The organism is Streptomyces sp. 796.1, assembly GCF_047525675.1.
Taxonomy (GTDB): domain Bacteria; phylum Actinomycetota; class Actinomycetes; order Streptomycetales; family Streptomycetaceae; genus Streptomyces.
The window spans coordinates 1-13671 of the sequence record NZ_JBLIWA010000039.1 but is presented as its reverse complement, the minus strand read 5'-3'; the positions used below and the strand labels follow the sequence as shown (position 1 = coordinate 13671).

Genomic DNA, 13671 nt, shown 5'->3' with positions numbered 1-13671 from the left:
AGGGGGACGCTGCCCCGCTCCGCACATACTGAGGTACGACGAGGCCCGGCCCCCGATGCAGGTTGGGGGCCGGGCCTCGGTGGTGTGCCGGGTCAGCCCGTGAAGGTGGCTGCGAACTGGGTGAAGGCGCGGAACTCAGCGGGGGTGAACGCCAGCGACGGGCCTTCAGGGTCCTTGGAATCCCGAACGTGGACTGTACGGGGGGGTCTGCGCGACCTGAGCACCACCCAGCGGATCAGATATCGAACTCGCCATTCTTGATGCCCGACACGAAGCCCGTGAACGAGCCAGCGGGAAAGAGCAGCACAGGTCCGTCAGGATTCTTGGAGTCCCGAACGTGGACCGCGCTGGCGGTCTCCGCGACCTCGACACACTGCCCCTGCTCCCCACCGCTGTAGGAAGACTTTCGCCAGGTCAGGCTGCCGACATTCGCTGCGTCGGTACGGATGTAGCCGGTCATTAAAAGTTCTCCTCAAGGTGGGTGTTGATGCGGTCCCGCGACTCATCCGCGGGAAGTGCGAGCTGGGCGATCTCCTCGAACACGACCGCGAGGTCACGAACTTCTGCCGGTTCGTCCAGGAAGCTGCCGCCGAGAGAACTGTCGATCGAGACGGTTCTGGGCCAGGGGTGATCGAAATTCAAGATGGTCATGGCTTGGTTCGCAGCCGCGTAGGCAGGGACGTCCACCGGAACTATCTGGATGGTGATATTGGGACGCACAGCGTCGTCGGCCAGCTTACGGAGCTGCTCCTTCATCACGCCCGGCGCACTAGGAAAACGGTGCAAGAGTGCGGCTTCGGAGATCAGTGCGTGAAGCTGAACCGGGTTCCCGGGGCGATGCAAGACCGCCTGGCGCGCCATCCGAATGGCACTCAGCATGTCCGACAACTCGCGGTTGTCAGGGTGAAGCGGGCTATTGAAGATCTCCCGCACATAGCCAGGGGCCTGAAGCAAGCCAGGAATGATCGCCGGGTGCTGGACCTGGATGGCCTTCGCCTTCGACTCAAGTACGACGAAGTCGAGTAGCGCATTTGAGACTTGGCCCACGTACGAGGCCCACCAGCCGGCACCCACTGCCCCGTTGGAGGCCGCCGCCATCTCGCGCACCGCCTCCTCGTCACCACGGATGCCGTAGACCTCCAGCATCTTGCGAATGTCGTCGGCGGCAACACGGTAGATGCCCCGCTCGATGCGACCCTGCCGGGTTGTGTCCCAGCCGAGTTGCTTGGCGGCTGCACCGGGGGCCAGGGCGGCTTGTTCGCGGTATTCGCGCAGCAAGCTACCCACGCGGCGCCTCATGACAGGCGGAGGGAGCTTCTTTTGCGTCATGAGGAGCATTGTGTCAGTCGCGGAGAGTGCTGACGATCACACATTTGTTCGCTCGATTCGATAGTTGGATACTCGATATTGCGCATCAGTGCTCGATTAGAGCATCCTAGGGTCATGGCGGGCATGACTGTCCATCAGGCTCCCGATCGCCTGCGGCGCACAGTCACAACCCACCGCCGTACGGACCAAGTTGCTTGCCCGGCTGGGCCCGTACCTCCTCGTGCGCCCGTCCCCTCATCCCGGAGGCACGCCCATGACCACCAGCGAAAGCACACCGCAGCGGTTCTACTGGCGCGGGCTACCCGTCCCCTTCATCGCTCCGTGGAGCGTGGAAAGGCTGCCTTCCTATGACGTCATCGAGACGTGCGGGCCGGATGGAAGCCGAGGAATCGGGTACGCCGACGAGCTTCCGCTCGACCGCAGGCGCGGCGTGCTGTGGATGCGGCGGGGGGTGAAACGGGGCGCCGGTACGCCGGACCTGGCCTCGGTACATCCGCTGCGGCAGCGGCAGGCGATGAGCCACCTGCTCTGTCAGGTGTGCGGCAAGTCCACGTTCGACGCGGACTACACGCGGTGGGGCAAACGCCATCTGGTCATCGCCCGCGACGTGTCGGGGCGGCCCATCGAGGAGGGGGAACTGACCGGGTCACCCCCGGTGTGCAGGCCGTGCGCCGTCGAATCCGTACGGGCCTGCCCGCATCTGCGGAAGGGGCACGTCTCGGCCTTGGTCGAGCGCATCGAACCGTGGGGCGTGGCCGGCATCCTCTACCGACCGACGGCGTTCTATCCGCTCCCCGCGCCGCCGGCGTACTCCCTGTCGAAAGTGGCGTTCACCAACCCACAAATCGGCTGGACCTTAGCAGCCCGCGACCTCGCAACCCTCCACGGCTGCACACCGATCGACTTGGATGAGCTCGCGGCGTAGGGGTCGGGGGCGTGAGTGAACGTCGCGTCCCGGCCGGAGCCCGGCCGTCCGCCCCCTACGTCCCGTACGACGGGGTGGTTCTGGGTCCACCCCCGCCGGGGTGGTGGGCCGCTAGTGAGGCCAACGGGCCTTCCCTAGCGTGGTGTTCATGAACGAAGACACGAACGAAGGACGACAGGGCGCCACCCGGCGGGCGGCGCTGCGGGGGCTCAGGCTCGCGGCGGGGGGCGTGGCGCTGGGTGGCGGGTTGGCCACCGGGCTTGGCACCTCGCCGGCCGCGGCGGCCCCGCGGCGGGGGACCGTGACGTACGTACTGGTGCACGGCACGCACAGTGCCGGCGCGTTCTGGCTGCCGATCGCGCGGGAGTTGACGCTGCGCGGGCACCGCGTCGCCATGGTGGATCAGCCGCTGCACGGCGCGGAAGCCTTCGTGGCGGAGTCCTACCAGCGGCAGGACCTCGCGGCGATGGCGGTCGAGCCATCGCCGCTGAAGGGGCTCGGGCTGGAGGAGTACGAGGCGCGCGTCACCGGTGTCGTACGGCGGGCCGCGCGGAACGGGCCGGTGGTGCTGGTCGGGCACAGCCTGGGTGGCGTGTCGGTCAGCCGGGTCGGCGACGCCGTACCGCACCTGCTGCACCACATCTGCTACATGGCGGCCTTCTGTCCCAGCCGCGCCATGCCCACGGCGGACGCCTGCACGGCGGCGCCGGAGAACGCGAACGCCGTCAGCCCGGTGGAGCTGACGGTGGGTGACCCGGACCGGCTCGGGGTGCTACGGCTGAACTTCCGTACGGGGGTCGGAAGTGAGCTGGCCCTGTTGAAGGAGATGATCTGCGCGGACTATCCCGACGCCGACTTCCGCCGGGTGCTGGCCGGCATGCAGACCGACGAGCCCGTCACCGCCTACGCGGGCCGCGCGGTCGGCCGGGCCGGCACCTGGGGGCGCATTCCCCGTACGTACCTGCGGTTCGGCAAGGACCGTACGATCGCCACCGCGCTCCAGGACAGGATGGTCGCCGAGGCCGACGCGGCCACGCCGGGCAACAGGTTCCGCGTGCGCGACTTTCCCGAGGCGTCGCACATCGGCCCGCTCGATCCCACGCCGGTCGCGGACGCGCTGCACGCGCTCGCGGGGTAGGCGCCCAGGTTCCGCCCGGCGGGTCTTGGGGCCGCCTGGTGGTCGCGGGGTTCGCGTGCTGGGGACCGGCCGCAAGTGGCCGGTCCCCAGGCCGGTTTCGCGTTAGCGGGGCGGGTCGCCGCGGGTGGCGGGATCAACCACTTCCGGTGAGGTGGGGCTGTTGCTCCGTCAGCCCCGCGTCCTTGGCGTGCCGGGAGCGCTCGGCCCAGGCGGACACGGGTGGGCCGGCCGCGCCGAGGCCCGCGAAGAACACGCCGAGGAGCAGCCAGCCCGTGTGCCCGAGGGCCAGCACCGCGCCGGTGAGGACCAGCGGGGCGAGGGCCTGGCCCGCGTCGAAGCCGATGCTCAGGAAGCCCTGGTACTGGCCCTGGGCGTGGTCGGGCGCCAGGCCGAAGCCGAGGGCGTAGCCGGCCGACGACTCCCACACCTCGCCGATGCTGTGCAGACACACGGCGAGGACGGCGAGCGCCGGCGCGCACCAGGCGGGCACGTCCGCCATCAGCGCGAACAGCGGGCAACTGACGAGGAAGAGCAGCCCGGCGCGGCGGAAGGCACGGCCGCCCTGGTGCATGGTCTCCACGCGGGAGCCGAGTCGGCTCTGGAGCAGCACGCACACCCCGCTGTTGAGCGCGTAGACCGCCGCCACCGTCCAGCGCGGGGCGTCCGTGTGGCCGGCGAGCCAGATCGGCACCAGCAGCGAAATCGTCTGGTATTGCAGGCCCATGGCGCTGTAGAGCGCGACGAAGGACACGTAGGGCCGATCGGCGAGTACGGACCACTGCCGGTGTTCCTTCGGCCGGGGCAGCGGCCCGAAGTGCGGGACGCGGAGGAGGCCGATCAGGGCGGCGCAGGCGAAGCTGGCGGCGTTGGCCAGGATCAGGACCGTATAGGCGGGGCGGGTGTTGACCTGGAGGGCGACGGCCGCACCCAACGTGCCGACGACGACGCCGAGGTTGACGTAGGTGCGGAGCCTGGCCCGGAAGGCCGCCGGGTGTTCCCCACCGACCCGGGCGATGAGCGCGCCGCCCGCGGCGTTGCTCGCCGTGGCGGCCAGCCGGTCCACGGTGGCGACGAGCGTGAAGACCAGCCACCCGTCGATGAGGACGAACGCCGTCATGGCCGCGGTCTGTACGGCGAGGGCCACCAGCCAGACCGTACGCGGCCCGTACCGGTCGGCCAGGTTCCCCGCCGGGATGCCGGCCGCCAGACCGCACAGCCCGGCGATCGTCAGCCCCGCCCCCACCTGGGTGGCGGGCAGGTGCACCACGAGCGTGAAGTAGAGGATGGCGGCGGCGTTGAAGAGCCCGTTGCCGACCCGGTTGACGAAGGCGGCGGCGATCAGGGCCCGTTGCACGCCGCGGGCCGAACTGTCGTCCGTACGCCGGTTGTCCGCACGCCGGCCCGTCCCCCGCCCGATCATGACGCCCAAGCTAACAGCGCAGCTCAGGGGCGGCGCCGGCCGGTCTGCGTGATCTCGCACACCGGGGGCGCGGGGTGCCTGTGCTCGCGGTCCGCCCGTGGCCGTGGGTCGCGCGCAGCCGTGGGTGGCCGACGGCCACGCGGGGGCGGCAGCAAACCCCCACAGTGGGGGCGGGCGCGTACGGAGGGGGACCCCGGCTCCGTACGCGCCCGCCCGCTTCCCCCGGGGGCCGCGGGCCCGCCCCGTACCGGCATGGCCTGCGGTCCCGCTGGCGCCCGGCCCGCCGCGCCGTCCCCGTCTGGTCAGGACGGGGGCGGCGCGGCCACGGGGGCCGGGCGCGGGGCCCCACCGCTGGTCAGTCGGGGGGCGAGGAGGGGCCGGGCGTGGTGCGCGGTGGTCAGTCGCGCGGAGTGGGCCCGGCCCACGGCGCATGTCGCCGCGGGGCGGCGGTTCAGCGGGTGCGGGTCAGCCAGTCCTGGTAGCGGGTGGGCGCCAGGTGGGCACCGGGGCCCGCGGTCAGGACGTCACCGGGGACGGCCGCGAACATCCCCGAGCCGCCGGTGACGACGGAGCGGACGTCGCCCTGGGCGGCGAGGGTGATCTTGCCGAGTTCGTCCAGCGGGAAGACGTCGGGGCCCGCGACGTCCCGGACGCCGTTCAGCGGGCTGCCGGTGGCGACGTCGACCACCGCGGCCACCACGTCGGCCGCGGCGATCGGCTGGAGGGGCGTGGCGGGCAGCCGGACGGTGGTGTCGTCGCTACTCCAGGAGAGGATCGCGTCGACGAACTCGAAGAACTGGGTGGCGCGCACGATGGAGTACGGCGTGGGCCCCTGCTTGAGCAGGTCTTCCTGGAGCACCTTGGCCCGGTAGTAGGCGAGGTCGGGCACCTGGTCGACGCCGACGATGGAGAGGATCACCTGGTGTCCGACGCCGGCCCGTTCGCCGGCGGCCAGCAGGTTGTCCATCGTGGTGCGGAAGAAGTCCAGCGAAGCTTCGTCGAAGGTCGGCGAGTTGGCGACGTTGACGACGGCGTCCGCCCCCCTCAGGGCCTGGTCGAGCCCTTCGCCGGTGAGCAGGTCCACACCGGTGGACGGCGCGGCGGCGACGGCCTCGTGCCCGGCCTCGGTCAGCCGCTGGACCACCTGCGAGCCGATCAGCCCGGTACCGCCGATGACCGTGAGCTTCATGGTTGTCACCTTTTCCCGCTTGCCCAGAGGGTGCCGGAGGGCACGCCAGAGGTCGTTGAGGACGCCGCCCCAACTCGGACACTTCCTGTCCGTGATAATAGTCGGATACGCTTTATCCGAGTCAAGTCGGGTAAGCCGAGCGGGTCACACAGGAGAGGCGGGGGTGGATCATGAAGCTGTCCGGTGGGGTCGAGTGGGCGTTGCACTGCTGCGTGGTGCTGACCAGCGCGACGACCCCGGTGGCCGCCGTCCGCCTCGCGGAGCTGCACGACGTGTCCGGCAGCTACCTGGCGAAGCAGCTCCAGGCGCTGTCCCGGGCCGGCCTGGTGGACTCCGTCCAGGGCAAGGCCGGTGGCTACGTCCTCACCCGGGCCCCGGAGTTGATCAGCGTGCTGGACGTGGTCCAGGCCGTCGACGGCACCCAGCCCGCCTTCGTCTGCACCGAGATCCGACAGCGCGGCCCCCTGGCGGCGACCCCCGAGAGCTGCACCAAGCCGTGCGCGATCGCCCGCGCCATGGCCGAGGCGGACGCCGCCTGGCGCGCCGCGCTCCAGGCGATCACCATCGCCGACCTCGCGCAGAGCGTCACCGACGACTACGGGCCCGACGCGCTGCCCGGCATCGGCAGTTGGCTGACGGGGGCCGGCGCGGCGGCTGACTGAGGCTGGCCGCGGGGCGGCCGATCCCGGGGCGGCGCGAGTGCCTGCGGGACGGTCTGCTGCGGGGTGGGGCGGTCGCCCACGGGGCGGCGGGGTGGCCGGTCGTTGGGCGGGGTGGCGCTCCGGGGCGGTCGTGCGCGTCATGGTTCGACCTTGCGGTGGGGGGCCGGTGCGCCGGGGTGGCCGGTCAGGCGCTCCGTACCGCGTGTTTGGTGAGGTGCCCCGTCCGGCGCGGGCGGGGCGTCGCCCTGGCGCGGGGCCGGCACGCCGTACCGGGGCGCCCGGCCCATCCGGGGTTCGGCGGGCAGCGGCGTCGGGGCCGGGGCGCCCTGGCGCGGAGCCGGCACGCGGCCCGGCACCGGGGGGTCCGTCGGTTCGGCGGGCGGGCCGGGCGGCGGGGCCAGGGCGGGCGGGCCGGGCGGCCGGGCGAAGTAGGCGCTCAGGGACTCGACGGTGAGCCGGGCGAAGAGTTCAGCCATGGGCACCTGGTGGCCGGTCGCCTCGCGGAGCAGGACCTGGGCGCGCTGGATCAGTTGGGAATCGCCGCCGAGGTCGAAGAAGTGGTCGCGCGGGCCGAACCCGTCGGTGCCCAGGAGTTCGGCCCAGACGCCGGCGATGACCTCCTGGAGCGGGCCGCCGGACGCCTGCCCCGCGCTCCGTCGGCCGGGCAGCACCCGGGCGGCCAGGCCCGCACGGTGCACCTTGCCGGTGGCCGTGCGCGGCACCGTGGTCGTACGGAAGATGCGGCGGGGGATGTGGTCGGCGGCGAGTCGGCCCGCGAGGAAGATGCGGAACTCCTCGTCGCTGGGGTCGTCCCGCTCGTGGACCACGACGGCGGCGCCGACCTCCTGGCCGAGCGTCGGGTGCGGCAGCGGGAAGGCGGCTGCGTCGAGCACCGCGGGGTGGGCCAGCAGCGCCCGGTCGACCTCGATCGGGGAGACGGCGACGCCGCCCCGGCGGATGACCTCGCCGAGCCGGCCGGTGAGGAAGAGATAGCCGTCCGCGTCGACGTGGCCGAGGTCTCCGGTGTGGAACCAGCCGTGCGCGAAGGCGTTCGCGGGGGCGGCCGGATGCGGCGCGTAGCCGCGGATGACGGTCGGCCCGCGCAGCACGATCTCGCCCGTGCCGCCCGCCGGGAGCAGCCTGCCGTCGGCGCCCATGGCGGCCACCTCGGGCCCGGTCGAGACGCCCACCGAACCCGGCTTGCGCAGACCGGGCGGCAGCGGGTCGGCGGTGATGACGGAGCAGGCTTCGGTCATCCCGTACGCGTCGATGACCGGCACCCCGAGGGTGCGTTCCATCCGCTGGGCCAGCGCGGTGGGCAGCGGGGAGGAGGCGGAGCGCACGAAGCGCAGCGGGCCGCGGCGGCCGGGGCGGGGCCGGCCGGCGAGCGCGTCCACGATGGCCTGGTGGACCGCCGGCACCGCGGAGTACCAGGTGGGGGCGTAACCGTCGAGCCAGCCGGGGAACGCCGCGGCGTCGAAGCCGGGCGGCACCACGACGCTGCCACCGGCCCACAGCGAGGCGAGCAGCGGGCCCATCAGGCCGTGGCTGTGGCAGAGCGGGGTGACGTTCAGGCACCGGTCGTGCTCGGTCAGGTCGAGGCTCAGGCTGCTGTTGTGCGCCGAGGTGCAGACGGCGGCGTGGGTGAGGGACACCAGCTTGGGCCGCCCGGTGGTGCCCGAGGTGTGCAGGGCGAAGGCCGGGTCGGTGGCGGCGCCGGCGCGCGGCACGGTCCGCTGTCTCCCGACTCTTCCGCTCGTCAACTCCTCGTCGCCACAGATGAGTTGGTAGGACCCGGCTGGTCCGCCCGGCAGGGCGACGAGGTGGACGACGCGGCGGCCCTGCGCCCGGGCGACGGCGGCGGCCAGCGAGTCGCCGCCGGCCGCGACGACCACGGCCGTGGCGCCGAGGTCAGTGAGCAGGGCGTCGAACTCCGCGGCGCGGCAGGCCGGGTCGAGCGGCGCGGCCTGCGCGGCGCAGCCGACGGCGAGCGTGGCCACCGCGGCGGCCGGGCCGTGCGGCAGGGCGAGTGCGACCCGGTCGGCCGGGGTGATCCGGGCCGTGCGCAGCGTCCGTACCGTCCGCTCGACCTGCTGGTAGAGCAGCCGGTAGGTCAGCGCGAGGTGGCCGGGCGCTTCGATCGCCACGGCGTCGGGCCGGCGCTCGCTCTGGCTGCGCAGCATCGGCAGGAGATGCCGCCAACGCGGCCGGTTGGCTCCCGGCAGCGGTGCGATGCTGCGGGCGTGGTTCATGGGTGCTCCTGTGACGTGGGGGGGCGGCGGCGGTCCGCTCGGGAGCCGTGGCGGTCGGGGTGTTGCGGGGTGGGGGTGGCGTGTGGGACGTGGCTCGTGGGGGGGGCGGGGTGTCGGGGTGAGGCGTGTGGGGCGAGATGTGACTCGCGGGGTTGGGGGGCGGGTGAGGCGTGGCGCCTGGGCTGTGGCGCGTGAGGGGGCGCCGGGTGAGGCGGGGTGCGGAGAGGGAGGGGTGGTGCGTGGGGGGGGCAGGTGAGGTGTGGGAGGCGGGGCGCGGGGTGTCGGGCGTTTCCGGGCGGTGCGTTTCGGCTTGCAATCGCCATTTCTGCAACGTGCTGCGGGGCGCCGGCGGGGGCGGAAACGCCGTTAACGCACGGCCGCAGGACCGGTCGACGGATGCGGAGGAGTAGCGGGCAGTGGGTCGCGGTGGATGCCGGGGCCGGTTGCGTCCGGGGAGGGGGCCGGCGTTGCGGATAGCAGCCTCGTGTGACGGCTTCCGATCTCATAGGCGGAGGTAAAGGGCTCTCCTTCAGTATTCCCCGGTATGCGTCCCATCCGCTTCCGGTGGACTTGGGTTCCTGCACTCCCGCTCCCCGTTCGGCCGCCATTTCGCGGCATTCTCCCCGCGCCCGGCGCGCACCCCGGAAAAGTGCCGCCCCGGCCCACTCCAAAAGACCTCCGGGCTCCCGTTCACCCTTTTCGAACGCTAAGGGGCGGCGTCGCTCGCGGCGTTCCGCACGGTCCGTCGTCGCCCGGGCCCCGGCCGTACCCGGCGGCCGTACGGAGCCCCGCGCGGCGTCCTGCCGATCGCCGCGGCGCCCTGCGCGGGCCACCGCGCCCACTGCGTACGGGCGGCGCGGTCAGGGCCGGTACGGGGCGGGGTACGGGGCGCAGCGCGGGGGCCTTGGGCGGGGCCGGTTGGGGCGTGCGGGGTGGTCGCGACATGCGCGGCGAGCTGCACGCCGGTCTGCGCGGCGGCCGTCCGGGGTTTCGCCGCGGCCACTGCCGCCCGGGCCCCCCTCCCCGTTTCCACGGCGCCCCCTTCGACTAAGGCGCGGAACCATTCCCACGGTCGGGTGCGCATCGCCCCGGATCGACACCGGGCAAGGGAACGGACCGGGCCGTAAAACCCCTGAATAATCAGGGTCCGTGCATGTTTCCGCATCGCACCGGAGCATGTCAATGACATATTGAACCGTTACGCACTCCCCGGACGGCTTCGCGCCTCCGGCGGGCGACGATCCCCGGAATTCTCCGTCCTTGCAGCGGCCGTACGGCATCGCGACAATGCGCCGGCGCGCGTACCGCGCTTTTCCTTGAACTCGCGAAGGGCTGGTACTGATGTGGCGCCCGGGACGGTCTTGGCGTCGTTTTCCGGAAATCCGACAGACAGCGGACCGGAATTCTGTCGGCCGGATTTCCGGTGAGGCGTACGCGGCGTGCGGCCGGACCGGCGAGGGGTGCGGCGACCGCGAAGTGCGGAGCCGAATCCGAGGGTCAGGGCGGACCGGGTGCGCGCCCGGTAGCCACTGGCGCACGCACCAGCGCATGGGCGCACCGCCGCCCGCCCCCTCTCCCCGTCCCGACACCCCGGCCGCGCCGGCACCCGCGCGTGCCCGTCCCCGCGCCATGCCCGCGCCCGCACGTCCCCGCCCCGGCCCCATGCCCGCGCCCGCACGTACCCATCCCCGTCCCGGCACCACGTCCGCATCCGCACCCGCGCCGCACATCCCCCCTCCATCCCACCCGTCTCCTCCGCGCTCTCCCCCACCATCCCCACTCGTCTCCCCGCGTCCCGGCTGTTCGGAGTACCCCTCCGGCTGGGCAGGGATGCAGCGACGTGCCGAGCCTCGTGAAGGAGTTGACTCCGTGTCAGTCGATGCCCCCTTCCCCGTACCACCAGGCGCCACGGGACCGACCGCGAGCGGCGGGCCCATGGACGGGACGCGGCGCCCGGACCCGCCGCCACGGCTACGCAGGACGAGGACGCGCCGCCCGGCCGCGCTCCGTGCCCGCCGTGGGGCGCTGGCCGGCGTGGTCATCGGGCTGGTAGCGGTCTGTGGGCTCGGGTCGACGCCGGCCGCCGCCACGGGCCCAACGGAGCCGACGGAGCAGACGGAGCAGAAGGGGCAGACGGGGCCAGCAGGACCGGGGCCCGACGGGGCCGGGGCGCCGGGCGGGCGGGCGCACCAGGACGTGCTGTTCATCGGGGCGCACCCGGACGACGAGTACGCGGCGCTCTCCACCTTCGGGCAGTGGCGGGAGCGGGACGGCCTGCGCACCGGCATCGTGACCATCACCCGGGGCGAGGGCGGCGGCAACGCCAGCGGGCCCGAGGAGGGCGCGCCGCTCGGGCTGATCCGCGAGCGCGAGGAGCGCAGGGCGGTGCGCCATGCGGGGCTGCGTGACGTGTTCTACCTGGACAAGCCCGACTTCTGGTACACGCTGTCGGCGCCGCTGACCGGCCGCGTCTGGGACCGGCCGGCCGGCGCGCGGGACACCCTGGAACGGCTCGTACGGCTGATCCGGGCCACCACCCCGCAGACCGTGGTGACGATGGACCCGCGCCCCTTCAACCAGCACGGGGCGCACCAACTGGCCGGGCGGCTGGCCGTGGAGGCGTTCCGGCTCGCCGCCGATCCCACCGCCTTCCCCGAGCAGCTCACCCGGGAGAAGTACCGCCCCTGGCGGGCCGACCGGCTGCTGACGCAGAACTGGCGGTTCGCCGGGCCGACGGGGCCGGCGTGCGCCAGCGCCAACCCGCGCGACCCAGCGACCGGCCTGCCGCTCCGGGGCGTGTGGGAGGGCGCGTGGTCGGCGCGGCACCGCACCACCTGGGCGCAGCAGGAACGCACGGCCGCGCGCGAGTACGTCACCCAGGGCTTCGGCGCGCTGCCGCCGAAGGTCACCACGCCGCGGGAGAAGCTGGGCTGCGACTGGTTCACGGTGCTGGCCGAGGACGGCGAGCCGGTGTCGGCCCCGGTGCGCGCGCAGGACGGGCTCCGGCCGGTCTTCGCCGAGTTCCGCGACTGGGCCGCGCGGGTCGGGCTGCCGTGGCTGGCCAACGACGCCCAGCCGGCGTACCCGCAGCCGCCGACCACCACCGTGCCGGCCGCGGCGCAGCGCCCGAGTGTGGACGGTTCGGCCGCGCCGGGCGAGTACCCGGGGCCCGAACTGCGGCTCGGCCACTGGGAGGGCGAGCGGTGCGGGCCGGCCGACTGCGGCGCGACGGCGCGCCTTACCCGGCACGGCGAGGACCTGTACGCCCTGGTGCAGGTGGTCGACGACGTCCCCGGGGCGGCCCTGGAGCGGGCGGACTGCAAGCGGCACTGGCGCACCGACGCGGTGGAACTCGCCCTCGATCCGCGCGGCGCGTCCGATGACACCGCATCCACGTTCAAGCTCGCGGTGCTGCCGCGCACCGCGGAGGGCGGCGCCTGTGCGGCCCGGGACGCCGACCACCACCAGGGCCAGGCCGCCACGACGGCGCCCGGCGTGAGCTGGGCGGCCACCGTCAGCGAGCCGTACGCCGGTTACACCGTCGAGGTGAAGGTTCCGCTCCGTGCGCTGCCCGGCCCCGTCGACCCGGCCGCGCTGACCGCGAACGTGCTGGTCTACGACTCGGACACGCCGGACAAGACGGGCCAGTCGCGGCTGGCCTGGGCCACGTTCGGCAGCGCGCAGGCCGATCCGTACGTCTGGGGCGCGGCGCGGCTCGACGGCTACCAGGCGCCCGGCGGGCCGCCGCCCGGCGAGCCGGTCATCCCGCTGGAGGCGGCGCGCAGCCGCGACTCGCTGCCCTCGGTGCTCCAGAGCCTGCGGACCGGCGTACCGCTGGCCGCCGGGCCGCGGGTGCGCTGAGCGCCTGCCGGCCGCCGTCGGCCCCCGCCCGGGATCACGGGCTCCGTGCTGGGGCGGGGGCGACGGGATGACCGCCCCGGCGCGGGGAGGGCGCCGTCTGGTGCGGCACGGTGCGCCGGGGCGGCCGGACCGGCGTCGCGGCGGGGCGGTCTACCAGCCCTTGCCCGCGACCTGGCGGGTGGCCACGTTGAACCGGTTGAACAGGTTGGTCACGCTGATCATGAGGACGAGCGCGGCCAGGCCCCGCTCGTCGTAGTGGCGGGCCGCCTCGTCCCAGACCGCGTCCGGCACCGGGTCGGAGGAGTCGGCGATCCGGGTCACGGACTCCGCGAGGGCCAGCGCAGCGCGCTCGGCGTCGGTGAAGTACGGGGCGTCGCGCCAGGCCGCCACCGCGAACAGGCGCTCCTCCGTCTCACCGGCCTTGCGCATCTGCCGGGCCCCGCCGTCCACGCAGAAGCCGCAGCCGTTGACCTGGCTGGCGCGCAGGTGGACGAGGTCGAGCGTGGACTCCGGAACACCGGCGTCCTTGGCCGCCTTCACCAGCGCCTGCGCCGGCTTGAGGGACTCCGGGAGGACGACGGCCGGGTTGTTGATGCGCTGCTGCATGTTGCTTCTCTCCTGTGCTCGTGGGTGGCCTACACCGACATGACGGGGCACGGCCGACGCGTGTGACATGGCGGCGAGTGACGTGCACCACTCCGCCCTGGGACAGCGCACGCGACGGAAGCGGCAGGACACGCAGCAGCGCCCCGGCCCCTGCCCCACCCTCACGACGGGGCGACGGGGCGACGGGGCGACGGGGCGACGGGGCGACGGGGCGACGGGGCGACGGGGCGACGGGGCGACGGGGCGACGGGGCGACGGGGCGACGGGGCGACGGGGCGACGGGGCGACG

At 73.6% G+C, this 13671-nt stretch carries 11 protein-coding genes; 4 read left to right on the top strand and 7 right to left on the bottom strand.

What is annotated here, in order from left to right:
* Nucleotides 1–92: 92 nt before the first annotated feature.
* The 3 genes from ACMA1D_RS24000 to ACMA1D_RS23990 are packed head-to-tail and all read right to left on the bottom strand — an operon-like array spanning nt 93 to nt 1329.
* Nucleotides 93–224: a DUF397 domain-containing protein gene (locus tag ACMA1D_RS24000; RefSeq protein ID WP_414726218.1), complete on the bottom strand. Its 132-nt coding sequence runs from the start codon at nt 222–224 to the stop codon at nt 93–95.
* 11 nt (nt 225–235) lie between these two features.
* Nucleotides 236–460 (bottom strand): DUF397 domain-containing protein, encoded by a 225-nt coding sequence (locus ACMA1D_RS23995; RefSeq protein WP_414726088.1) that lies wholly within the window; start codon nt 458–460, stop codon nt 236–238.
* Nucleotides 460–1329, bottom strand: a complete 870-nt coding sequence (locus tag ACMA1D_RS23990; RefSeq protein ID WP_414726087.1) for a DUF5753 domain-containing protein — start codon at nt 1327–1329, stop codon at nt 460–462. The genes ACMA1D_RS23995 and ACMA1D_RS23990 overlap by 1 nt, the downstream gene beginning before the upstream one ends.
* Before the next feature lie 253 nt (nt 1330–1582).
* On the opposite strand from ACMA1D_RS23990, the gene ACMA1D_RS23985 reads away from it, so the two are divergent.
* Together ACMA1D_RS23985 and ACMA1D_RS23980 are read left to right on the top strand one after the other, a co-directional pair.
* Nucleotides 1583–2254, top strand: a complete 672-nt coding sequence (locus ACMA1D_RS23985) for a hypothetical protein (protein ID WP_414726086.1) — start codon at nt 1583–1585, stop codon at nt 2252–2254.
* A 142-nt stretch (nt 2255–2396) separates the two neighbouring features.
* Nucleotides 2397–3392 (top strand): alpha/beta hydrolase, encoded by a 996-nt coding sequence (locus tag ACMA1D_RS23980; RefSeq protein ID WP_414726085.1) that lies wholly within the window; start codon nt 2397–2399, stop codon nt 3390–3392.
* Nucleotides 3393–3525: 133 nt separating this feature from the next.
* On the opposite strand, the gene ACMA1D_RS23975 is transcribed toward ACMA1D_RS23980, so the two are convergent.
* On the bottom strand, nt 3526–4812 hold the full coding sequence (locus ACMA1D_RS23975; protein WP_414726084.1) for an MFS transporter: 1287 nt from the start codon (nt 4810–4812) through the stop codon (nt 3526–3528).
* A 451-nt stretch (nt 4813–5263) separates the two neighbouring features.
* Nucleotides 5264–6001, bottom strand: coding sequence for an SDR family oxidoreductase (locus tag ACMA1D_RS23970; RefSeq protein WP_414726083.1), 738 nt, complete (start codon nt 5999–6001; stop codon nt 5264–5266).
* A gap of 170 nt (nt 6002–6171) precedes the next feature.
* On the opposite strand from ACMA1D_RS23970, the gene ACMA1D_RS23965 reads away from it, so the two are divergent.
* Entirely contained in the window at nt 6172–6663 is a 492-nt protein-coding gene (locus ACMA1D_RS23965; protein ID WP_414726082.1) for an RrF2 family transcriptional regulator, read from the top strand.
* A gap of 137 nt (nt 6664–6800) precedes the next feature.
* Here the strand turns inward: ACMA1D_RS23965 and ACMA1D_RS23960 are convergent, their stop codons facing one another.
* The gene (locus ACMA1D_RS23960; protein ID WP_414726081.1) at nt 6801–8915 is read right to left on the bottom strand and encodes an AMP-binding protein; all 2115 of its coding nucleotides are present in this window, start codon (nt 8913–8915) and stop codon (nt 6801–6803) included.
* Nucleotides 8916–10784: 1869 nt separating this feature from the next.
* On the opposite strand from ACMA1D_RS23960, the gene ACMA1D_RS23955 reads away from it, so the two are divergent.
* Entirely contained in the window at nt 10785–12776 is a 1992-nt protein-coding gene (locus ACMA1D_RS23955; RefSeq protein ID WP_414726080.1) for a sugar-binding protein, read from the top strand.
* 150 nt (nt 12777–12926) lie between these two features.
* Here the strand turns inward: ACMA1D_RS23955 and ACMA1D_RS23950 are convergent, their stop codons facing one another.
* Complete coding sequence (locus ACMA1D_RS23950) at nt 12927–13382, bottom strand: carboxymuconolactone decarboxylase family protein (RefSeq protein ID WP_414726079.1); 456 nt, start codon at nt 13380–13382, stop codon at nt 12927–12929.
* Nucleotides 13383–13671: the final 289 nt, after the last annotated feature.